Origin of the sequence: Synechococcus sp. MIT S9504 (genome assembly GCF_047497135.1) — a bacterium.
GTDB lineage: Bacteria > Cyanobacteriota > Cyanobacteriia > PCC-6307 > Cyanobiaceae > Synechococcus_C.
Genome location: NZ_CP138942.1, coordinates 816599 through 838009 on the forward strand (window position 1 = coordinate 816599; position 21411 = coordinate 838009).

The window sequence follows — 21411 nt, forward strand, 5'->3', positions numbered from 1 at the left end:
ACGATCAGTGGCTTTGAAGCGTTCTGCCAGTGTCTGGAGGCTGTTGCAATCAGTGCAAAACGCTTGTAGGTCGTGCTCGGGATGTGTTTATAAATTATGGTTTAAGACCAACCGCTTAGGCCAGCACTTCAAGGAGCTGGGCTTTCAACTGACTTTGGAAAATGGATTAGATGCTTACTAAACGCCAAGAGGAGCAGTTATTCAAGCTAGGTGCAGTGATTAGCTTTGTACCTTTTTTTCCACTGGTGGTCCATGCGTATGAACTTGCTTTCGTCAGCAGGTCTCGCCCACACCTGGCGCTGGTCATGTTTTCTTTTTTGCTTGTAATGAATATTTCCCTAAGGCTTCCCTATTTGCGAAGTACAAACAGGCTCGTCTTTGCACAGGTTGCATCTGTATGGGCTATGAATATTTTAATTCTTTTCTTTTACTTGATAGCGTTCTTTATTGATTGAAGGAAAAGCGGTGATGGATATTCTGTCAATATCTCATGTGGATGCTATTGGGAAGAGTTCTCGCGCCTCTGGCGTCAACGTTTCGTTGCGCCGTATGTCTCTATCGTGTTGTTTCTTTTGTCGGCTATACGTTGACTACTTTATTCAGTGTGGACTTCGATTGAACCCTCTAGAAGCCTTTCATAAAAGGTTCGCAGTGAGGCAATGTCTTGGTTCGCAGGGTGTAAATGGAAGTATTTGCTGCAATAAAAAGTGTTCGCCAATCTGCGCCTCCCCAGTGAAAGTTGCCAACATTCTCAGGGGTCTCGATGATGCCCAAAAATTCTCCCAGGTCGTCGAAAATCCAGATCCCGCCCGGCCCCGTGACCCAAACGTTGCCTTGTTCGTCGCATTTCATTCCATCGGGTATTCCCTGTTCGAGTTGGCCGTTGCCGATATTCTTTGCGAAAGATCTTCGTCCTGAGAGACTCCCGTCGGGACTTACGTTGTAGACGTCGATGAGTGCCTGAGTTGAATCATTGATATAAAGCAATGACTCGTCTGGGGAGAAGCAAAGACCGTTAGGTGCTGTGTAGGCATCTGGCTCTACTGCAAGCTGAAGATCTTGGTTGGGGGTGAGTCGGAACACTCCTTGAAAGCCCAGGTCCTGTTCGCGCTCTTTCCCAAATCCAGGCATGCGTCCATAAGGGGGATCTGTGAAATAAATTGATCCGTCCTGCCTAACGCATATGTCATTAGGGCTATTTAATTCTTTGCCTTCAAAGCTGGAGGCCATTACTTTGCGATTTCCATCCTGTTCGATCAGGACCACGCTGGAACTGAGGTGCTCACAAGCTAAGAGGTTTAAATGCTTGTCATAGGTCAGGCCATTGGATTTTTGCGAGGGGTTTCTTGCTTCGCTGATCTGGCCATCTGGTGTCAATTTGCGACAAATATTTGCCGGAATGTCTGAAAAGAGAAGGTGTTGTTCTTTTGGATTCCATATGGGTCCTTCGGTAAAGATGAATCCAGTGGCAATACGTTGAACTTCTACCTCTTTCGATAGAAGATCCCAGACTTTGTCGGATTGAGCTTTGATCAATTCGGACCTTCTTGAGCAGAGCTAATGATTTCGGGCTTTTCGTAGCAACGCTCAGGGCCATGTTGTCTCTGGCTTTTAATCTTCTTTATTTTTTAATGAATTCCAAGGTTCGCCTCGGTCTTTTTAATCTGAAATCCTGGGTTGAATCGTGCCGCTGAGTGGGCTCGCTATTGGTTGCTAACCCTCACTAAGGCTCGTTCGGCGGTAACGATCAATTCGCATTCCCTGGTGTCTGTGAGCCAAGGTGTCATCGCAACGCGCTCGGCGCTCTTTGGTCCCTGGCTCCGGTCGAGTGGATCAGCAGCCTGGCTGGGTTTCTACCACCGCCGTTGCTTAGGTGGAGCGCGCCATCAAGGGCAGCCGGGTTGTGTTTGGTTCAGCCGGATGATGATCACCATGTCGATGCTGCCCTTGCTTGCAGTGGGTTCTGTTCGGGCCAGCCGTGTTGTGCCCCACTGCCAAGATTGATCAATCGCTTGGGATTGCAAGGTTTTGGCTGGCAGCAGCGTTATCAAGTCGCGAGTTGATGCGCGGCAGCCTGCGCCTGCTCTTCGCAACAGATGCCTGCTTGTGCATCCAAAGCAACACGACCCGCCCGTCTTCCTCTGTGCCTCTGTTGTGTTTGGTATGAAAGGTATCGATTGGCCATTTCGTGCTGAGGAGCAGACCCAATGAACGTCGGGGGCTGCTCGATCACTTTTGTGTTGAAAACGCGCACGCATCAGAGGGAGTGCAATTTTGCCTGACTTTTTGCTGGAACCCTTGCGTCATGACTTCATGGTGCGCGCATTGATGATCAGTGCCCTGGTTGGAGGCGTCTGCGGGCTGCTCTCCTGTTACATGACTCTCAAAGGCTGGGCCTTGATGGGTGATGCCGTGTCCCATGCCGTTCTTCCCGGCGTGGTGCTGGCTTATGCCCTGGGTTTGCCTTTTTCCCTGGGAGCCTTCGTGTTCGGTGTGGGCTCGGTGGCGACCATCGGATTTGTGAAGCAGAAGTCGAGAATCAAGGAAGACACCGTGATTGGCCTTGTGTTCACAGGCTTCTTCGCACTTGGTCTGGTGCTGGTCTCGAAGACTCGCAGCAATATCGATCTCACCCAGATCCTGTTCGGCAACGTGCTGGGGATCTCCGCGGCTGATATCCAGCAGACCTGGATGATCTGCCTTGTCGTCGTGGCGCTGCTTCTGTTGTTTCGACGGGATCTTCTGTTGTTCTGCTTCGATCCCACCCACGCCCGCTCGATTGGCATCAACACCGGTTTGCTCCACTACCTGCTGCTGTCGGTGCTATCGCTCGCGGCGGTCGCAGGATTGCAGACCGTCGGCATCATTCTTGTGGTGGCGATGTTGGTGACACCCGGCGCCACGGCTTACCTGCTCACCGACCGCTTTGATCGGATGACCTGGCTGGCCATCGGCAGCAGTGTGATCTCCAGTCTTCTAGGCGTCTATCTCAGTTACTGGACCGACAGTTCAACGGCAGGCTGCATCGTTCTTGTTCAGACCGGTCTTTTCCTGCTGGCATTTCTGCTGGCGCCGCGCCACGGAATCTTGTGCCGCCCCCCGTCATAAGCGTCTGTCCGATTGTTTACGCATTTCAGTGCTTTGGCTAGGCAGAGCTCAGTAACAATCTTTTCCATGTCTCTGATGCATCGTTCCTCAGCTGCTGCTGTCGCTTTGGCAGCTTCATCACTGATATGTGCACAGGCTCAGGCCAAGCCTGCCGTTCAGGTTTTCAGTACTGGCATCACTGAGGCTGAAGTCACTCAGATGCAAAAAGGTTGGTGCGATGCAGTCCTGGCCATCAGTGCCGCCTACCAGAACGGTGGTTACGACGCGGCAAGAACCAAGGCGGCGGCTGTGATTGATTCTGCATACGCCTACGACTATGGGCCTGTGGCGTTCAAGCCCACTTACGCCATCGGTGATGAGACTTTCCGCACCACCCGTGATGGTGCACTCGCCTACTTCGTGGGTCCAGATCCCACCATCCCTGAGTTTAGGAACAAGAAACTGGGATTCGCCACCTATCGCCACTGGGTCAAATGTGAGATCAAGGACTATGTCGTGCAGTTGTTGGGTAACACCGCGAACACCATGGGGATGGTGATCCTCACCGATTCGCAAGGCCAGACCGCTGAACCTGAGAAGACCTGGACCTTTCTTCGCCAAATAGATGGCTCTGTTCGCATCGTGCTGCATCACTCCTCAGCACCATTTGATGCGCGCTAGTTCGTAAAGGGTTTCCATTGGCTGGGCTGATGTTGGAGAATGGGAGAAACACATCTGCGTAGTCCAGCCTGATGCTCCTCTCCAACCGATCCGTCGTTCGGGGTTCCCTGGCCGCACTGGCCGCAATCACGCTCGTGGGAGCACAATCGGCCCGTGCCCACCATGTCCCTGGCGACGATCACACCGGCACCCTTCTTTCAGAAAAGTCCACCAGCACTGCCCAGGGAATGAAATCCATCTTCAGCACCCAGGCTGAAGCTGAGGCCGCTGCCCCGGACTTCAATTGCTCGGGAGCTCACAAGATGGGCAATCAGTGGATGCCTTGTTCATCACATTGACAACGCGCTCACTGATCGGCTGCTCTGCCTCAGGCCTTCACAGCAATGATGGTCTGAGGCGACTTGGTCGGTAACTGAGCAGAAATGTCTGATCCTCGGCCCTGACCGCAGTGATGCAGTCATCTTCTGTGTTCCAGATCCAGATCTGTTGAGGGATCTGATCGGTGTGATTGATTGTCGTGCTGACGGGCGACCCGTAACGGGTTCTGAGCCCTGCCAGTACCTCCGTCATGGCATCGCCGGGAAGGCTGTAAACCAGCTGTTCCAACCCTTGCCGACCGAAGCGCAGATCCAGTTGTTCAACGGGGAGTTCACCGATGTGCTGGTTGCTGACGCGATAAACGGCAGAGGAATCCGCTCTCAGAAATCGGACCGTTTCCAGAGAAATCTCCAGACGCTGTTCAACCGTGGTGCTGTCCATTCCCCACTGGAGACCAGGGACGCAGGCCATGACCTGTGCTGGAGCCGAGAACACGGCGGCTGCAATCAGCAGATGCAGCAGCCATTGCAGCGAATGTCGCACCATGAATTCCAAGACGACATCACCTCCCGGACGTTAGTGGTGATGGTCGCCGCTGTCTGTTGTGCTCCTGTACTGCACTCTCCAGGCAGAGAGGTGTCGACATCCCTGCGGCTGATCCCTACGTTGATTGTCGGACTCATCACGGATGGGCGTGAACTGCCCTGGGCTGAATGACGCGTCTTGCCACAGCCTGGGCCATCTTCCAAGGTCTTCTGATCGAGGCACTTCCCTTTCTGATGCTGGGAGTCACCATTGCCGGCGTCGCCCGCTGGCTGGTTCCCCAGTCAGCCTGGGTGCGTCGTCTGCCAAGTAATCCTCTGCTTGCACCAATCGTGGGGGCCTTACTCGGGTTTGCACTTCCAGCCTGCGAATGCGGCAATGTGCCTGTGGCCCGTCGCCTCCTGGCCAGCGGAGCCCCGCTCGGTACGGGATTTGGTTTTCTTTTTGCTGCGCCGGTGCTCAACCCCATTGTTTTAGCCAGCACCTGGGCGGCATTTCCCGATAAGACCTGGTTGCTCTGGGCGAGGCCTGCAGGGGCTTTTTTGATTGCTCTTGCTCTGAGCGCACTGCTGGGGTTGATTCCTGAATCCCGTCTGCTCCAGGCGGCATTGTTGGAGGAGCGCAGGCTCAGTCAGCCCCTGTCCAGCATCGGGCTGCTGGAACGTCGCACAGGAATGGTCGGAGCAGGCCCTGCCAAGCCTGAAATGCAAGCTCGATCATCGGCGCCTCAGCCGCGTGAACTTCTGTCCCACAGCACCCGGGAATTCCTCAGCCTGCTCACGTTGCTGGTGCTCGGCAGTGCTCTGGCTGCCGTGGTGCAGACCTGGTTGCCACGAAGCTGGCTTCTGGCGCTTGGCAGTGCGCCGACGCTCTCGATCCTTGCGCTGATGGTGCTGGCGCTGGTGGTCTCGGTGTGTTCCAGTGTGGATGCTTTTCTGGCACTCGGATTTGCCGCCCAGGTCACTCCAGGAGCATTGCTGGCTTTTCTGTTGCTGGGGCCGGTGGTTGATCTCAAACTTGCCGGGTTGTTCACCGTTTTGCTGTCTTCGCGAGCCATAGCAATTACAGCGCTTTCTGCGTCACTGATGGTTCTGTTGATTGGCCAGTGGGTGAACCTGATTCAGCTCTGATGTGGTGCCCGCTCCGATGAGATCTCTGCGTTCCCTGCGTCGGGCTGCTGTTCTCCCCCCTCTGGTGGTCACACTCTGGGGATGGGTGCTGGTGTGGAGCAGTCTTTCCTCTCGGTTGGATCTGCTTCTGAATGCGGCCTTTCACCCGGTGGTCGCCGTTGCAGGGGTGGTCCTGATAGTGGTCGGAATGATACAGCTGCGGCTGGCCGGCCGGCGGCGCCTGCCAGTTGCGCCTCTCGGCTGGCTGTCGTCCGCACTTGTGGCGTTGTTGATCCTGTTTCTGCCGCCCCAACCATCCTTCAGCGACCTTGCCGCAAACCGTCCGGACAGTCTTCCGGCGGCACCCACTCTGAGCTTTTTCCTGCCTCCGGAGCAGCGCACCCTGACCGAGTGGGTTCGGCTGCTTCGCAGTCAGCCTGACCCTGAGTTGCACGCTGGAGATCCTGTGCGGATCAGTGGTTTTGTGCTGGATCGACCCGGAGAACCATTGCAGCTGGCCCGGTTGACCGTGCGTTGTTGCCTAGCGGATGCCACGCCAGCCGGCCTGCCTGTGGACTGGCCTGCCGACGCCGATCCGAAGCCGGATCAATGGTTTGAGATCGAGGGAACGATGACTGTGGAGGAGAGGAATGGGGTGCCGGTCAGTGTGGTGAAACCGACCAACGTGACCCTGATCCCAAGGCCTGAGCGCCCGCTCGAACCGTGACCATGTCTGCTTCTTCGCCACGGCCACGTCTGTTGCTCGGCTGTCTTGCGGCTCTGGCTGGACTGGCTGTTGTGCAGCAGCAGATCCTGCTGCGACGACCACCTCGGCTCCAGTCCGTTGCCATTCAGCCGCTGCGTTCCGGAGCCGCTGCGCTGGATGTCATCTTCAGCAGGCCGATGGATCGTGCCACTGTTGCGGCCAGTGCACTGGTTCCGGATCTTCCTCACAGCTGGTTCGGGCGACAGGACCGTCTCCGGCTTCTGGTGGACTCTGGCCGTCCCATTGCGGGACCCCTTCGCCTGCAACTGCTTGGTGAGGATCTGAGGCAGTTGCCCCTGAAAAGCCAGGTGGTCTGGTGGAACCCCAGGCCGCACCTGCTTGCGGTGGTGCCCGGTGAGGATGGAGAACGGTTGCAGCTGCGCTTGCGAGATGGACAATGGCAGTCGCTTGCGCCTGTGCAGCAACGCATCCTGCAGATTGAACCACTGGGGAATGGCAGCGGAGTCGCACTGGTCAGTGATGACAGTGAGGCGCGGCAGCGGGTGCTGCTGCGACAACTGGATCAGCATGCTCTGAGCATCCATGAGCAAGGTCTTGGTGATCCGGGGCTTGGCAGCCTTGAAACGCTGGAGTCCGGAGATTCGGGATCGCTGCTGTTTGCCCATCTGAGCAGCAATCAACTTGGTGAATTGCTGGTTCAGCTCGGAGGGTTTGAGCCAGACAGTGATCGTGTCTGGATTCAGTCCAGAGGCGCAGCGCGACGGCTTCTGGACTTGAAGCCCAGCGGTCCTCTGCGTCTGCTGCCCGATGGCAACGGACTGGTGTTGCCGTCTTACGACGGTCTGGAGTTGCTGCCTCTGAATCCTTCCCTGGATGGAGGGGCTCGACAGTCGCTTCCTGGCAGCCGGGAGGTGAAGGCCTTCTGCTCGGGCTCCGGTCGCGCACTGCTGGTCCGTCACTGGCCTGACTACCGCCGCTCCCTCGAGCTGGTGATTCCGGCCCGGCCTCCACAGCAGGTCTGGCTGGGTGAAGCCGGGGTGATGGCGGCGGCCTGCGATAACGGTGGTGATCGGCTCTGGCTGGTGCTGCGGGAAGCCGGACTGCGCACCGAGGATGTGCTTCTGCAGCTCGACAGTGAGGGGCAAGAGATCCGTCGACGCTCCCTGGGGCCATGGCGATTGAGCTCGGGATCGGAACTCGATTACGACCCGGTGAGTGATCAACTGCTCACGGTGGTGCAGAAGCCTGATGCGGATCATGGACGGATTGCTCTGATTTCCGGCAGCACTCTCAACCTTGAGGTGCTTCAGCAACCGGCAGTGCTGGCGCGTTGGCTGCCGGCAGGAGGGGCATTGACTGACTTTTCTGATCCGTCTCGATAGGTTGACTGAGAATCGTTCTCACTATTCATGAGGGTGGCTCCCCTCGTCGCTCATGGCCTGTCCGTCTCCTACGGCGACCGTGTCGTTGTTGATGATGTTTCGCTGACTCTGGAAGCCGGGACGCTGACGGCATTGGTGGGCGCCAACGGCACAGGCAAATCCACCTTGCTGCATCTGCTGCAGGGCCGGTTGACCCCCTCCGCCGGCAAGGTCGCCTGCGATGGGATGCCGATTCAGAGTTCTCGTGACCGGGTGGTGTTGATGCCGCAGCGGGGCAGGATTGACTGGTCTTTTCCCATCACGGTGCGTGATTTCGTCGCGCTCGGGGAGATCGGTCACCAGTCCTTTGGTTGTTGCGACAGGGAGGCGGCTCTGCAGCGTGTTGGCCTGGAAACGCTGGCCACCCGCCGCCTGGATGCCTTGTCGGGAGGTCAGCAGCAACGGGTATTGCTGGCCAGAACGCTGGTGCAGCCGTCTCGGGTTCTGTTGCTGGATGAACCCTGCGCCGCAATTGATCCTCCGTCCCGGGAGAAGCTGCTTGCCCTGATGCGGCAACTGGCTGATTCAGGTCACACCCTGTTGGTGAGCAACCACGACTGGGGTACGGCTCTTGATCTCTATGACCGGGTGATCGTGCTCGATGGTCGTGTTCTGGCGGATGGACCACCGCAGCAGGTGCGCCGCATGCTCAGCAGCCAGCCTGATCGTCTGGAGCACAGCCATGAGTGAGCTCGATCTCTGGCTGGTGCCATTGCTGATGTCGCTGCTCGTTGGGGTGCTCTGCCCCGTCACCGGCACGCTGCTGGTGACGCAGCGACGAGTGCTGCAGGCGAATCTGATTTCCCATGCCGTTCTGCCAGGCGTCGCCATCGCGGTTGGATTCGGCCTGGACCCAGCCATCGGCGGCGTGATCAGCGGTCTGCTGGGTTCACTGGCGGCTGAGCGCATGCAGCGTGGGCAACCTGCTGGTCAGGAAGCTGTGATCAATACGGTTCTCGCTGGTTTTCTCGGCCTCGGTGTGCTCTTGATTCCAGTGCTCAACATTCGCCTTGATCTGGAGGCGCTTCTGTTCGGCGATTTGCTGATTGTGGACTGGTCAGACCTCTACAAAGTGCTTGTGGCTGCCGCTGCGATGGCGTTGTTGCTGCTGACCCGCTACCGACAGCTCGTGTTTCTGGGTGTTGATCCGGAGGGTGCTGAGGCTTCGGGTTTGCCGATCAGGAGCCTGCAGCTGGTTCAGGCGCTGGTCACCTCCATGGTGATTGTCAGTGCCATGGCTGCTGTGGGAGTGATCCTGGTGATTGGCCTGCTCTGCGCACCGGTGCTTCCGGGTCTCTGGCGCGTCAGCAGTCTGCGTGCCGCGATGTTTCAGTCGTCTCTGGTGGGCCTGGCCCTCAGTGCCGTGGGGTTCCTGTTGGCTCTTGCTCTCAACTTGCCTCCCGGCCCCCTGATCGGTGTTGTCTGCATGGTTTTGCTCTGTATCCCGAGACTGCGACCTGCCAACGCGACATAACTTGCGCTGTCGGTGAGAATGATTATCATTTTCGGAGATATTTTGTCGCATCTTGCCTTTCCCTCTCGTCACGGCAGCAGCAGGAACCCTGCTGGCAGCTGCGTCTTCAGCCCCAACGGTTGTTGCAGTTGACGGCGTTCTTTGCGACATCACCAAGAAGCTGGTGGCTGATCAAGGTCGCGTGATTTGCCTGATCCCGCCGGGTGCAGACCCGCACACCATGGCCCTCAGGCCTGCTGACCGCAGCAATCTCAGCAAAGCCAAGCTTGTGCTGCTGAACGGTTACAACCTCACCCCTGCTCTCAAGGGCGTCAAAGCCGGTGGCCCGGTGGTCTCCGTTGGTGAAATTGCTGTTCCCAGCAATCCCATGAATGATCCGCACCTCTGGCACGACCCTGCGATTGCAGCGTCCATGACCAATGCGGTTGCGGTCAAGCTCAAGCCCGTTTTCAACGGAACGCAGGACGCAGCGATTGATCAACGCAGGGCCGCCATGGATTCAGTGCTCAGTTCACTCGGAACCTGGACGGGCCAGCAGATTCAGACAGTTCCTGCTGAACAGCGGGTTCTGATTACAGGACATCGTGCCTATTCCTTCCTGGCACGTCGGTTCGGCATCCGTGAACTCCCTGTTGTTGACGAATACGCCACCGGAGGACGGATGCGCCCCTCCAGCCTGGGTGCCATCAGCAAGGCGATCAAGAAATCTGGAACCAAGGTGATTTTTCCAGAGGCGCTGCCTCCGTCCAAGACGATGCGCCGGATCAGCAAAGCCAGTGGCGTTCCCCTCGCCAGTAAACCCTTGTTTGCAGACGGCCAGGCTCCAGGGAAAAGTCTTGTTCAGACAGCAACCAGCAACATCTGCACGTTCGTTGTTGCCCAGGGTGGACGTTGTGATGAGAACGGTGCAGCTCAGCTTCAGCAGCGCTGGGCCTCAATCCGCTGATTGATCTGTACACATTTTTGATTTTTTGATCCAATGATTTTTTCTCGTCTTTCGTTCCTGAATGCCGCTGCTGGGCTTGCCTTGTTGTGCGCCGGTGACGCTGCAATTCGAGGCGTGTATGCCCATGGCGGGCATGGTGGCGGTGAACAACTTCCAGATGGTGAATTCCGCGCCACTCCCGTGATCACAATCGAGGGGCATGGTGGTTTTGAGACCAACCTCGATGGCAAGCCTGAGCATTACGCCATCGATGGACAGTTCGGTTACGTCTTCGAGTGGGGTCTTCCCAACAACGGTATTTTTGCCATTGAAGCAACTATCGGACCTTCTGTTGTTTACGGAGAGGCCGAACACTTCTATGGAGTCGTGCATGCTCACGGCGACGATCATGAAGACCACGGTGATCATGACGATCATGGCCACGAAGACCATGACGACCACGATGAGCATGGCCACGAAAACCACGATGACCACGGCCATGAAGATCATGACGAGCACGATGATCATGGCCACGAAGACCATGACGACCACGACGAGCATGGTCATGATGATCACCATGGTCATGCGCATGAATCAGGAGCACCTTTCAAGCGCACCGATGTCAGGGGCTACTTAGCAGCCCGTTATCAACCCAATGAACAATTGGCTTTCCAGGTCTCCTGGATGCCTTACTACGTGACAGGCCCAGGTGAAGAGTTCGGGGAAGGTCTCAAGAATGAAGTGGGCGTCAATGTCACCTACGCCTTCGGTGATGGTGACGTGAACTTTGCGCTCGGCGACGGGCTGGAAGATGTGATTGACGGTGTGTTCATTTCCGTTGAAAATCGTACTGGCTGGGAATCAGACAGCACCTACATCGGTAACTACACCGACGTCTGGCCAGGTTTTGGTTTCAATGTTGACCTGCTGAACATCACACTTTCCGGTGGTCCTCGTTTCTATGTGCCTGGAAGCTACTCAGGCCTTTCATCACGCACCGACTGGGGCGGTGAGCTTGAGCTTGAATATCCCATCACGGACAAAATTGCTCTCTTTGCTCATTGGGAGCCTGTTTACAGCACCGAAGACTGGGGTTCTGAGGGTGGCAAAGGGTGGAACCATCATATCGGCACTGGTGTGACTTTCTCGTTCTGAGCGATAAAAGACTGTCTGCACATCCATTCTGTAGACAGTCTTTTTAAGTTTTTGCCTCTGTTGCTGGAGTGTTGAATTTGTGATGCTTCAGCCTGATGACGCAGCATGCTCGGCATGGTTGTGATCTTGACGTTCGAACAGAACAGATTGGTTCAGTCTTGCAGGTGCAATCAATCTCCATTGAGTTGATGCCTGAACATCAAGAGTATTGATAAGAGTGGCTCGCTTGATTTTTTTTGTGAGTAATTAATCAGCTTAAATAACAATTTTTAAGGGCTGTTGGTTTTGTTCTGTGGTTGTTCTCTTCCGTATTCTTCAGCTGACTTTTCTGATCTGCATCCACATGATTGTGTTGACGTCGATCTTGATCAAGGTCTCCAGGTGTTCCTGCGTTAGTGCTCGTGCATCATTTTCTCGACCCTGAAGTGTCAGCTTGGAGAGTTGACCCATGCACCAGTTCTGTAATGCAGCTGCCTGGGCTCTGCGGCATCCCTGATGGCATTGTTCCGGCAGATCCATTGAGCTGGATTCAGTGCAAGTTGTCTACTTCTCCGAAGCAATGCGTATGGATTCAAGCTCAACATCTGCACGTAGCGAAATGCACCTCATTGTTGTTCCGGTATCAAATGGGTGGATTCGTGCTTTGTTGAATACACGTTCTTTGGTGTTGATGTTGCAAGTTCCTGGCAGTAAATCTGATTGCGGCCACAAGCAATTGGCGGTCAAGAGATCACTGCTTTGATTGATTATTTCGGCCTGTTTCCCGGTGCGGGCTCCTCCTTGTCGATGTCCCGCAGGTGGTGCTGGCCGTGTGATGCCATAAATAGGTTCCACTGCGAAGCTATTACCGAATACCGAACAGCAGCCACTGAACAGCTGCGAGAGCTGATGTCGTTGGGTCCTCTGGTGACAGCTCTTCTGTGAGCAAGCGTCGGGTGTGCTCGCGTTGTGCGGATGGTCGTTTGCCGATGCCTGAGGCTCGTTTGTGAAGAGGTGCTACGGCTGATCGACAGCTTCTGGTACGGACTTGGCCGGTGTTCCCCGTACCCTTCCGTCCGTCGCTTCAACAACGGTTTTTGCAGCTATCCAGTGGGATCTGGTCGGTTGTAATGGTTGCCTTCTGTACCTCCGGGATCACGTCTTGCGGGGTCTTCTGGTAGCAAATGGCTCAAAGGAACCCCCTACTGCTTCTGAGAATCGCTTGCATGAAGGTCAGTTTTGCTTCTAGAGTCGAGATCGATTCTCAATAGCAGGACGTTTTCCGTCCATGACTCTCTCGGCTTACCGGTTTCTTCCCGATGCTCCCGTGGCATTGATGACGATGCCTCGTCACCAGACCGTGTTGATCGACCCGGCTTCTGCTGGCCAAGGCAGCATTCTTGAAGTCCATGAAGGCTTCTGCCGTGTGTATTGCCCCTGCGAGGAGACAGAGGGCATGACTCTGGCTTTCCTTCAGGCTGGCGATCGCCTGAGGACTGATCGCCTTTGCAGCGAAGGCATCTGCGTCGAAGCTCTCACTGACCTTCGTCTTGCTCGCAGCGTTTCATCTGACGATGAAGTCGGCATGGATGCAGTGAATGAATGGACCTTGCAGCTGCTGCGCATTCGTCACCTCGGACAGGCAGAGCAGAGGCTCCATGCTCTCTTCGCGCTGCTGGTCAATCGTCTGGGCAAGCGCTGCAGCGATTGCTTCCAGTTGCCATTCCGCCTGACCCATGATCGTCTTGGTGAGCTGATCGGAGCCACGCGCGTCACCACCACACGTCAGGTCTCCAAGTGGAGAAATGTGGATCAGATGAACTGTTCGGGTGGTGAATTCACCATGAACTTTTCGATCGACATGATCAGCACTGCTCCCCTGACCCATCTCTGATGGCTTTGACCCACCGCCAGGGAAGCAATCTCATGGCAACGCTCTGTCGTGATTCAGAGCGTTGTTCCAGGCGGAGCCTTCAGATCAATCAACAGTGCAATCTGTGTCTGAATCAGACGTTGATCAAGCGATTACGTGCTGAGCAGACTCAGATTGCGTTGCGCCTCAGAGAGCTTCAGAAGCTGATTGCAGGGATGGATCGAGAGCTGCTTGTCGATCCCCTTGCATTGGATTTCGCCGGTGAAGTTGCCCGGCGGGCGCTGGTGAAAATTCGCTCTTCGGTGAATTGATCACTGAAGCTGGGCAGGGTGTGCGACACCTTCTCTCAGTTCGTTGTCAATCACCAGTACGGCAGCAGCCTGTCCATCCGCAAACTTGGTTCGACCGAGCAGATGAGCGGCTTCATGTTCGGCTTTGATCTGTTGCTCCACCATCGGTTCAAGAAACACGGTGCTACGGGAGTCACCGACACGTTCTGCTGCCACCAGCAGCTGTTGGAGTGATGTGGTCACATCCCGTTCAGTCAGAAATGCAGTGCTCATCACGTCGAGAACTGATTCCCAGGATTGATCAGGAGCCTCGAGAGCCTGCAGTTCGGGCGATTGTGCCCTTGCGATCAGGTAGTCCGCAACTTTGGCTGCATGCTCCTGTTCTCCCCTGGCTTCGTCATTGAAGTGTTTGGAGAACCCGCGCAATTCCCGTTCACCCATCCAGATGGCAGCGCCAAAGTAGGTCGCATGGGCCTGTCGCTCCATGTTGAAGTGTGCCTGAAAACCCTCCAGCAAGGCAGGATCCATTGATTCCGCCATGGCTCGACCCGAAGGCCCGACTTGCACCTCAACGTGCTTTGAGGAATCTGACAGCATGAAACCGTGGCGCCTGTGTATCAAATGTACACGGGTTGTCGAGTCTTTCGATGGCTGTTGGCGTCGTGATTGATCTGGGCTGTATAATGAGTTGCATTCTCAGCAGCTTGGGTCGTGCCGGTTCATCAGCCTCAGAAAAAGAAAGGTTGCAAGAAGTCCAAGTGCTCGAAGTGGAAGGGTGGTCAGTGCAAGTGCGGTCGCGGTTGAGCGAAAAGCTCATCCTGTTTGGCCTGCAGCTGCAGAAGGTTCAGTCGCATCGTTTTTGTTGCGACATCCACGTCGATCAGATTCTGGCGTTGCATCCAGCCCAGGTGCCTGCTGATCGTGGGTCTTGTGCTGCTGATGATTTCGCCGATGCGGCGGTGTGACAGGCCTGAAATCAGGGATTGATCAGCTGCAGAATCCTGATTGCCTCTTGTTCTGGCGAGCAGTAACAGCAGTTTGATTAATCGTTCTAGGCTGTCTGCGGGCTGCTTGATTTCGTAGAGGTCGAGAATCCAGTTTTCTAGAAAATTGTTGGTATCGACCGGTTGACCTTTCGGGTTGAATTCAACTTTGGATGGTTCAAGCGCTTCAATCATCAGCCTCCGCTGATTGTTCCAATAAAATGAACTGCTTGTTCCAGCATCAATCAATGCCAATGTGGACTCGGTCGTATTGCTTTGGCATTCATTGACGCAGTAAAGACGAATAAAGCCTTCAATGATGTTCAATTGAAAGCTTCTGTTCTCGCTTTCGTTTGTGATAATTCTATGTTGACTAGATTTCTTCAGTGTGATGACCGATGTAACCAAAGTCGCTTGATTTTTTTCGGCCTGCGTCATGACAGTGACTGGCACAGAGTATCTTTCTGCACCTTCATTTTCAGTCGTTATAACAGTGCAGGCGTGCTTGTGAAGCGTGTTTTTTGATACGACCTTCCCGTGGTTTTGGGTCGTGCAGGCTGGGCTTTGACCGCTCTGAATCAACTGGATCAAATTCTGACCTTGCCCACTTCCGCGCGAAGAGGTGCACGTCCTGTGCCGATCAGAATCGGCTGACGGGTGAAGATCTCGACACGGATTCCACTCCGGGCCACAACGATCAGCGTCCGGCTGATGGCTAACACTGAGATGACAAGGGCGCCTGGCCAGAGCAAGGCCATCAAAAGCGCGGTCAGATCAGCCATGGTCATCCGGTTGGTTCCTGTCCTTGGAATAGCAATTTTGGCCGTGATGCCTGTTTGCTTGGCTGGCTTCACTCACTGAATCTGCGCCGGGGGGTGACGGATTGAGCCAGGTCAGGCACCATGGTCGACCATGTTGAATCTTATGCGTCGCATCGCCTGGCTCCTAGGGGGCTGTCTTCTGTTTGCTCTGCCCGTGTCAGGTGCAGGTTTGATGGAGCTGCTTGACAGCATGAAACCGGCTCGACCTGAACGGTCGACGTTGCAGCTTCCGTCGCTTCCGTTGACGCCAGGCCGTGGCAAGAACTGGGTCGGTGACAGGATGCCCAGGGAGGGAACGTCGATTCTGGTTCTGGCAGGTCACGCCGATTCGCAGCGGATGTATGGATCTGGAACACCAGGCTGGGCGGTCGGTGTCGCTGGAGCCGCTCCGATGCAAGCGGGTATGACGGATGAGCTCTACTGGAACCTGCGTACTGCCAGGGCCGTGGTGGCTGAGGGTAAAAAGCAGGGGTTGAACATCAGCTTCTATGACCCTGGTGTGCGCACCATTCGCAACGTGCAAGATCCACGCACCAACTGGTCCGTCGGTCAGCAACATGCGTCAGAGGGGGGCTATGTCGTGGAAATTCATTACGACGCTTACTCACCCCATGGCATCGGTGCAGGAATCATTCCCGCTGTCGCATTCGGTTTTTCCGTGATGGATGAAGCTCTGGCCAAGGAATTCGGCGCTTACCCCTACGACTATCGCGGCATGTTGGGGGCGCCTCGCAGGGGTGTTTCGATGCTTGAAATCGGCATGCTTGAGGGGGCTCTGGAGCGGGGACTGCGTGATCCACGACAACGCAAGCTGACCCTGGACAGGATTGCCAAGCGTGTCGTTACCGCGCTGCGTGAGGGTCTGGAACAAGGAACGTCCCTGAGGGCTATTTGTGCACCAACAACAGGAATCGCGGCGTACTGCCGTTAACGCGCTTACAGGGTGGTGTTCAGATAGTCCTCAAGCCGATCTGTGGGAATGCGTTGATCTGAGACCGCATCTCCCAAGGGCAGAAACACAGGCATGGTGAGTTGTCCATCGATCACAAGGGGAATCAACGGTTGACGATCCACCCGCATTTCGGCACCGATTTTCTGAACGCAGAGCAGTTCGAGAACCCCATCGTCGTGCTCGCGTTGGTATAAACGTGCATTCTCGATCGTGGCCAGGTTGCAGGGGGCAAAGCCATGATTGGCAACAACATCACTCAGTTTCATCGTTCAGAGCCTCCCTGTCTCAAGGGCACGAGCAGGCCCATGGCCTGTCGGATGCGGGGGGAGATGGATCGAATGGATTGCTCCAGAGCGAGTGCCTGATGCCATTCACCGGCTGCTTGAGCTTCCTCCTGCTGATCCCAGAGTAGAAGGCGTTCGCTGAGCAATTGCAGCAGTGATTCAGAGTCGTTGATCGTGTTTGTTCTGTTGTTGTTTTTCGTATTCTGCATAGTGTCACTTTCCGTCATTGACACCAGATCATCAACTCAATGAAGGGTGTGATTGCCGAGCTGAAATGTTCGGTTCACCGCTTTTGTTCTTGGCCGGAAACTGTCGGACGGCATGCATTCCATGGCTGAGTATGCGAAGGTCAAAATCCTTCAGCAACGATCAGCAGCATGAATCTGATCCTGCTTTATGCCGACGACGTCTGGACTGGAACACGCTGCTTTCTGGCCAATGATCGGCGCACCGAACACATCCGCTCCGTTCTGCGCGCCGTGGTCGGCGACACGCTTCGGGTTGGGTTTTATGGCGGTGCTCAGGGAAAGGCTCGGATTGATGTCATCGACGAAGCGGGTGTGACGCTGTCGGTGCAGTTGACGCAATCACCGCCGCCGAGGCATCGTTACGACATCGTTTTGGCACTGCCCCGGCCAAAAATGCTGCGGCGGATCCTGCGTACTGTCGCGGAATTCGGTGTCAGTAACCTTCATCTGATCAACAGTGCCAGGGTCGATAAGAGTTACTGGCAGTCACCTCTGCTGTCACAGGCCAAGCTCAGAGAAGCCTTGCTTGCTGGGATGGAACGCTCACAAGACACGATCGCCCCGACGGTGCACTGTCATCAACGCTTTCGACCATTTGTCGAGGACCAGCTTCCCCAACTTTGCAACGGTCGCCCCTGTTGGATCACCGACAAGGGAGCGCCGATCGCCCTTTCGCAGACCCCTGCGAGTCCTGCGCTGGTCATGATTGGTCCGGAGGGTGGATTTGTGCCCTTCGAAATCGAGCTTGCGACCACGGTCGCGGCAGATCGGGTCAACTTGGGCGATCGCATCCTCAGTGTTGACACTGCTCTGCCGGCCGTCTTGGCACTGGGTTCGGCGATCGGGGTGTCGCCCAGCTGATGCGGGTTCACGCTTGAACGTTGGGATCAACTCCAGATCAACTCCAGTTGCATCAATGGATCGAGGCTTCGCTTCACAGGGCATTGCTCCGCGACGCGTTGAAGCAGTGAACGCTGTTCGTCGCTGAGGTGCTGAGGAAGTTTCAGATGCAGACGCAGCCTCTCCACTTTGCGGGGACCTGACTCGGTCATGTGTTTATTCACCTCGGCAGTGCTCCCTTCAATCGACCAGTTCCTGCTCTTGGCAGTGATTCCCATGATGGTGAGCATGCAGGTCGCTACGGATGTGGCCAGAAGGTCAGTGGGGGAGAACGCTTGACCTTGTCCAGCGTTGTCGACAGGAGCATCGGTGATCAACACGGCACCGGAGCCATGGTGTGTGGCCCTACAGCGCAGTTCACCGCTATACAGACAGGAAACAGTTGTCATGAGTTCCTTCCAGGTGATTGGTTCAAGTTGGCAGCACAATTCGTGATTGGTTGTTTCTTGATGCTGTGTTCACAATGAGTTCATGTTTTGGTTGCTCATGGGGATGTTGTTGTTCTCTGCATTGAAGTGATTCATCTCCTGATGATGACTGCCGCTTTGATGCGCCTGGGGATTCAATTCATGATTTAATTGTTTCTGGTCTGGGCTTTCGATGATCAAATTATTGTTGGTTGATCGTTGTGATCGAAATATCTTTGTCATCCGATTTGCATTGGGACTATGGATATCATTTCTAGGCATGATGTGGTGCACGAATTCTTTTGGTTCCCAATGATGCTTGGCCAATGTTTCTGTTCTGGCTAGTTTGCAAGAGTCAATACTGAAGGGTTTAACGGGAAGGCGATATGGCTACTGGAGTCACAAGTCTTGGTCATCAACAACGTCTGCTGGTGATGCCTGATGATGGAGAGCAAGCGGTTCTTGATTTGCTGGCGTCGGCGAAAAAGAGCCTGCGTATCAAGCAATTCAAACTGCAGGCTCCTGCGGTGATCAAGGCCATCCAGGATGCCCATGAACGTGGGGTCAAAGTTCAGATCATGTTGAACCCTCATACATCTGGGGGTGATCGATGGAACGACGAGGCTTTTGAGCTGTTTAAGAAATCAGGTGTCGATGTGCGTTGGACGAGTGAATCCTTCCCCGTAACGCATGAAAAATCAATTTGTATTGACAATGAATGTGCGTTGGTTGCCACATTTAATCTGGCTGAAAAATATTTTACTCTGACCAGAGATCATGGGCTTGTGACTTATAATCAAGATGCGGTCAAGCAAGTGATTGCTGGTTTTGAGGCTGATTGGAATAACCTTGAATTTAAGCCTGATCTCACGGTCGGTCTCGTCTGGAGCAATCTGCATAGTCGCGGGCAACTGGCGAAACTGATTGACTCTTCGACAACTCATTTATGGATTCAGCATCCGAAGTTTGTGGATGCTGTCATCCTCGATCGGATTGTTGAAGCCTGTGTCAAGGGTGTCAAGGTTCGCCTGTTGTGTGGTGGTAAGCACGGGATTTCCGACTGGGATATCTACGACACGTTTGGAAATCTGCGTGTGATGTCGCGGTTTGGGGTCAAAATTCGTCGTCAGAAACATCTAAAGCTGCACACCAAGATGATCATTGTTGATAAGAAAGCGGCGGTGATTGGTTCCATGAATATTGATAGAAGCGCTTTCGATATTCGTCGCGAGTTGGGGATGGAGACCGATGCTCCAGAGGTGATTGCACGGTGTTGTGAAAAGTTTGAGTCTGATTGGCATGAAGCCAAGGACTATTTAGCTCCGGATCCTCTTGATCCTTCCTTGCATGATCACGGAGAATTGTCACCGGATCCGAATTTTATTCATGAGTGAAAATACTGGTACCGGGTTGCAGTCAGATGCAGCTGCCAACCCGGATCTGCATGAGCTTTTTGTGTGCATGATGCAAGTTGCTTTCTCTGCTTTTGGTGGAGGAATGTCTCTTTGGAGTCACAGGATCATCGTTGAGCGACGTCATTGGATGACGTCTGAAGCGTTTGTCACGGGATTGACGGTTGCACGTCTTTTCCCAGGCCCGAATCAGATCAATATGTCGGTGTATATCGGCTCAATTTTCAAAGGTGTTCCTGGATCGCTGGCGGCTACGGCTGGAATCATTCTTCTACCTTTTACGTTGTTGATGCTGTTGGGTCTGATCTACTTCCAGGTCAGTGCAATTTCTGAAGTCAATCGTCTTCTTGCTGGTCTGGCCGCTGCAGCTGCAGGGATGGCACTGTCCATGGGATTCAAGATATTGGATGTCTATAAAAAAGATCATCTTGCCCTAGCCATTGCGGTCATTGTTTTTGTCTGTCTTCAGGGGTTCAGGCTCCCCCTGATTCCAGTGGTTCTGGTGGCAGGTGCGATTTCGATGAGTTTGTACTGGCCTCGAGGGCAAAAGCGATGACTGCGATTCAAACCTGGTTGCAGGTGGTGCTCACCTTTCTGAAGCTCTCGTTGTTTTCCATTGGTGGTGGCAACACTCTCCTGCAGGCTTACCACCATGAAGCGGTTGAGACCTTCGGCTGGCTGACAAACCGTCAATTCTCTGATCTTTATGGTCTGGCGGAGGCATCGCCAGGGCCGAGTTCCATGTTTGTGGGTCTTCTCGGTCTCGGAGCGGGCTGGAAGCACGGACCGGTCTGGGCCCTGATCACGGGATACTCCGCAGAGATCGCCATTTTGCTGCCCTCCACAGTGGTCATGCTGATTGCTTCCGTCTACTGGAACCGCTGGCGCGACTCCCCGTGGCGGATGGCTTTTGAACGCGGTCTTGGGCCGGTAACGCTTGGCATTCTGTTCTCAGTGAGCGTCACCATCCTCAAAACAGCCAACCACAGCTTGATCGCCTATGGACTGTCTTTCATGGTCTGCTTCTTCGTTTTGAAGACAAAGATTTCACCGCTTGTGTTTATTGGGATCTGTGGCCTTGCTGGTGTGCTGGGGTTTGTGCGTTGAACTGGTCGAACGGATCTCTCCGTTCCCGTGTCTGATCAATCGTTTCTGCTGCCGTGCGCATTGCAGGAGGCTCTTCTTAGGCCGATATTCAACTCATCTGATGGCTATAACCCTGTTGCACTTCATTGTTAATGCCTGTCCTCCGTGGACAATGACGACATGACAGACAACAGCGAACTTGCCGGACTGCAGGCTCTCGTCGCCGACGTCGGCGGCGGCAATGTGATTGATGCCGAACTGCTTGAAGGATGCACTGTGCAGGCGCATGAGCTTGATGAGATGGATGAGGATCAGGCTGCCCGTGTGGCGGCTCACTGTTTCTCCGTTCTCTTTGATCACAAGGTTGAGCAGCTTGAGGGCACGGCCGCCGATGCTGCGATCGGGGTCTGGAGCGGCAAGGTTGATGGCTTTGCCTTCACGATCAGCCGTGAAGATCTCGGTGACCTGGTGCTTGATTTCAGTGTTCCTGACTGATGACCGTTGACGAGCTGCGTCAGGACCTGTCTCAACGAATCGGTCGGCCTGTTGAACTGCTGCTTACCAGGGATGGTGAAGCTGTTATCGAGCTCGCTGATCTCTACCAACCTTCTCCCGCTGGTTTTGGCGGTCGGTTGCATCTCCGTGATGGAACGGCGATGAGCTGGGAGCTTTGGCTGGAGGATGGTGACAGCTGGAATTTCCACACGGCGTCGTTCACGGAGTAACCGCGGCTCGC

29 protein-coding genes are annotated in these 21411 nt (G+C 54.9%); 20 read left to right on the forward strand and 9 right to left on the reverse strand.

The features are described 5' to 3' along the window. Nucleotides 1-624: 624 nt before the first annotated feature. Nucleotides 625-1536, reverse strand: a complete 912-nt coding sequence (locus SIB58_RS04845; protein ID WP_067326614.1) for an SMP-30/gluconolactonase/LRE family protein — start codon at nt 1534-1536, stop codon at nt 625-627. A gap of 777 nt (nt 1537-2313) precedes the next feature. Between SIB58_RS04845 and SIB58_RS04850 the strand changes: the two genes are divergently transcribed. From SIB58_RS04850 to SIB58_RS04860, 3 genes are all read left to right on the forward strand, one after another. Beyond that, a complete protein-coding gene (locus SIB58_RS04850) occupies nt 2314-3108 on the forward strand; it encodes a metal ABC transporter permease (protein ID WP_082823386.1) in 795 nt (264 codons plus the stop codon). A 75-nt stretch (nt 3109-3183) separates the two neighbouring features. Continuing rightward, complete coding sequence (locus tag SIB58_RS04855) at nt 3184-3768, forward strand: hypothetical protein (protein ID WP_066909776.1); 585 nt, start codon at nt 3184-3186, stop codon at nt 3766-3768. A gap of 71 nt (nt 3769-3839) precedes the next feature. Further along, nucleotides 3840-4106: a DUF3721 domain-containing protein gene (locus SIB58_RS04860; protein WP_066909547.1), complete on the forward strand. Its 267-nt coding sequence runs from the start codon at nt 3840-3842 to the stop codon at nt 4104-4106. Nucleotides 4107-4143: 37 nt separating this feature from the next. On the opposite strand, the gene SIB58_RS04865 is transcribed toward SIB58_RS04860, so the two are convergent. After that, nucleotides 4144-4632, reverse strand: a complete 489-nt coding sequence (locus tag SIB58_RS04865; RefSeq protein WP_066909550.1) for a hypothetical protein — start codon at nt 4630-4632, stop codon at nt 4144-4146. On the opposite strand from SIB58_RS04865, the gene SIB58_RS04870 reads away from it, so the two are divergent. From SIB58_RS04870 to SIB58_RS04905, 8 genes are read left to right on the forward strand one after another with little or no spacing between them, the layout of a single operon-like run. Continuing rightward, on the forward strand, nt 4621-4803 hold the full coding sequence (locus tag SIB58_RS04870) for a hypothetical protein (protein ID WP_156486692.1): 183 nt from the start codon (nt 4621-4623) through the stop codon (nt 4801-4803). The genes SIB58_RS04865 and SIB58_RS04870 overlap by 12 nt on opposite strands. Next, complete coding sequence (locus SIB58_RS04875) at nt 4800-5759, forward strand: permease (protein ID WP_066909553.1); 960 nt, start codon at nt 4800-4802, stop codon at nt 5757-5759. The genes SIB58_RS04870 and SIB58_RS04875 overlap by 4 nt, the downstream gene beginning before the upstream one ends. A gap of 16 nt (nt 5760-5775) precedes the next feature. Next, nucleotides 5776-6465: a TIGR03943 family putative permease subunit gene (locus SIB58_RS04880; RefSeq protein WP_066909779.1), complete on the forward strand. Its 690-nt coding sequence runs from the start codon at nt 5776-5778 to the stop codon at nt 6463-6465. Nucleotides 6466-6467: 2 nt separating this feature from the next. After that, nucleotides 6468-7847: a hypothetical protein gene (locus tag SIB58_RS04885; protein ID WP_066909556.1), complete on the forward strand. Its 1380-nt coding sequence runs from the start codon at nt 6468-6470 to the stop codon at nt 7845-7847. Between the two features lie 27 nt (nt 7848-7874). Next, a complete protein-coding gene (locus tag SIB58_RS04890) occupies nt 7875-8576 on the forward strand; it encodes a metal ABC transporter ATP-binding protein (RefSeq protein ID WP_066909559.1) in 702 nt (233 codons plus the stop codon). After that, complete coding sequence (locus SIB58_RS04895) at nt 8569-9360, forward strand: metal ABC transporter permease (RefSeq protein WP_066909562.1); 792 nt, start codon at nt 8569-8571, stop codon at nt 9358-9360. The genes SIB58_RS04890 and SIB58_RS04895 overlap by 8 nt, the downstream gene beginning before the upstream one ends. Before the next feature lie 52 nt (nt 9361-9412). Next, entirely contained in the window at nt 9413-10306 is an 894-nt protein-coding gene (locus SIB58_RS04900; RefSeq protein WP_066909565.1) for a metal ABC transporter substrate-binding protein, read from the forward strand. Nucleotides 10307-10339: 33 nt separating this feature from the next. Continuing rightward, on the forward strand, nt 10340-11440 hold the full coding sequence (locus SIB58_RS04905) for a hypothetical protein (protein WP_067326622.1): 1101 nt from the start codon (nt 10340-10342) through the stop codon (nt 11438-11440). Nucleotides 11441-11755: 315 nt separating this feature from the next. On the opposite strand, the gene SIB58_RS04910 is transcribed toward SIB58_RS04905, so the two are convergent. Further along, the gene (locus SIB58_RS04910; RefSeq protein WP_066909571.1) at nt 11756-11959 is read right to left on the reverse strand and encodes a hypothetical protein; all 204 of its coding nucleotides are present in this window, start codon (nt 11957-11959) and stop codon (nt 11756-11758) included. Nucleotides 11960-12707: 748 nt separating this feature from the next. On the opposite strand from SIB58_RS04910, the gene SIB58_RS04915 reads away from it, so the two are divergent. Together SIB58_RS04915 and SIB58_RS04920 are read left to right on the forward strand one after the other, a co-directional pair. Next, nucleotides 12708-13313, forward strand: a complete 606-nt coding sequence (locus tag SIB58_RS04915; RefSeq protein WP_114992061.1) for a Crp/Fnr family transcriptional regulator — start codon at nt 12708-12710, stop codon at nt 13311-13313. Beyond that, nucleotides 13313-13603, forward strand: coding sequence for a hypothetical protein (locus SIB58_RS04920; protein WP_066909574.1), 291 nt, complete (start codon nt 13313-13315; stop codon nt 13601-13603). Before SIB58_RS04915 ends, SIB58_RS04920 begins: the two co-directional genes overlap by 1 nt. Here the strand turns inward: SIB58_RS04920 and SIB58_RS04925 are convergent, their stop codons facing one another. From SIB58_RS04925 to SIB58_RS04935, 3 genes are all read right to left on the reverse strand, one after another. Then, nucleotides 13604-14122, reverse strand: coding sequence for a ferritin (locus SIB58_RS04925; RefSeq protein WP_414494708.1), 519 nt, complete (start codon nt 14120-14122; stop codon nt 13604-13606). It lies immediately after the preceding gene. Nucleotides 14123-14361: 239 nt separating this feature from the next. Continuing rightward, a complete protein-coding gene (locus SIB58_RS04930; protein WP_156486693.1) occupies nt 14362-15147 on the reverse strand; it encodes a helix-turn-helix domain-containing protein in 786 nt (261 codons plus the stop codon). Nucleotides 15148-15152: 5 nt separating this feature from the next. After that, nucleotides 15153-15347, reverse strand: a complete 195-nt coding sequence (locus SIB58_RS04935) for a hypothetical protein (protein ID WP_066909785.1) — start codon at nt 15345-15347, stop codon at nt 15153-15155. A 130-nt stretch (nt 15348-15477) separates the two neighbouring features. Here SIB58_RS04935 and SIB58_RS04940 point away from each other — a divergent pair, with 130 nt between their 5' ends. Continuing rightward, nucleotides 15478-16317, forward strand: coding sequence for a dehydrogenase (locus SIB58_RS04940; RefSeq protein WP_231857135.1), 840 nt, complete (start codon nt 15478-15480; stop codon nt 16315-16317). 5 nt (nt 16318-16322) lie between these two features. Here SIB58_RS04940 and SIB58_RS04945 read toward each other — a convergent pair whose 3' ends face one another. Both SIB58_RS04945 and SIB58_RS04950 read right to left on the reverse strand, forming a co-directional pair. After that, on the reverse strand, nt 16323-16604 hold the full coding sequence (locus SIB58_RS04945) for a hypothetical protein (RefSeq protein ID WP_066909583.1): 282 nt from the start codon (nt 16602-16604) through the stop codon (nt 16323-16325). Continuing rightward, a complete protein-coding gene (locus tag SIB58_RS04950) occupies nt 16601-16849 on the reverse strand; it encodes a hypothetical protein (protein WP_156486694.1) in 249 nt (82 codons plus the stop codon). Before SIB58_RS04950 ends, SIB58_RS04945 begins: the two co-directional genes overlap by 4 nt. A 150-nt stretch (nt 16850-16999) precedes the next feature. Here SIB58_RS04950 and SIB58_RS04955 point away from each other — a divergent pair, with 150 nt between their 5' ends. Continuing rightward, complete coding sequence (locus SIB58_RS04955) at nt 17000-17731, forward strand: 16S rRNA (uracil(1498)-N(3))-methyltransferase (RefSeq protein ID WP_066909589.1); 732 nt, start codon at nt 17000-17002, stop codon at nt 17729-17731. A gap of 26 nt (nt 17732-17757) precedes the next feature. On the opposite strand, the gene SIB58_RS04960 is transcribed toward SIB58_RS04955, so the two are convergent. Further along, nucleotides 17758-18159, reverse strand: a complete 402-nt coding sequence (locus SIB58_RS04960) for an OsmC family protein (RefSeq protein ID WP_066909791.1) — start codon at nt 18157-18159, stop codon at nt 17758-17760. A 404-nt stretch (nt 18160-18563) separates the two neighbouring features. Here SIB58_RS04960 and SIB58_RS04965 point away from each other — a divergent pair, with 404 nt between their 5' ends. The 5 genes from SIB58_RS04965 to SIB58_RS04985 all read left to right on the forward strand — a co-directional run bounded on the left by SIB58_RS04965 (nt 18564) and on the right by SIB58_RS04985 (nt 21400). Then, nucleotides 18564-19571 (forward strand): phospholipase D-like domain-containing protein, encoded by a 1008-nt coding sequence (locus tag SIB58_RS04965; protein ID WP_066909592.1) that lies wholly within the window; start codon nt 18564-18566, stop codon nt 19569-19571. Further along, nucleotides 19525-20145, forward strand: coding sequence for a chromate transporter (locus tag SIB58_RS04970; RefSeq protein WP_231857136.1), 621 nt, complete (start codon nt 19525-19527; stop codon nt 20143-20145). The genes SIB58_RS04965 and SIB58_RS04970 overlap by 47 nt, the downstream gene beginning before the upstream one ends. Then, entirely contained in the window at nt 20142-20696 is a 555-nt protein-coding gene (locus SIB58_RS04975) for a chromate transporter (protein WP_066909595.1), read from the forward strand. The genes SIB58_RS04970 and SIB58_RS04975 overlap by 4 nt, the downstream gene beginning before the upstream one ends. A gap of 159 nt (nt 20697-20855) precedes the next feature. After that, entirely contained in the window at nt 20856-21170 is a 315-nt protein-coding gene (locus SIB58_RS04980; RefSeq protein WP_066909796.1) for a hypothetical protein, read from the forward strand. Beyond that, a complete protein-coding gene (locus SIB58_RS04985) occupies nt 21170-21400 on the forward strand; it encodes a hypothetical protein (protein ID WP_066909598.1) in 231 nt (76 codons plus the stop codon). The genes SIB58_RS04980 and SIB58_RS04985 overlap by 1 nt, the downstream gene beginning before the upstream one ends. Nucleotides 21401-21411 lie beyond the last annotated feature (11 nt).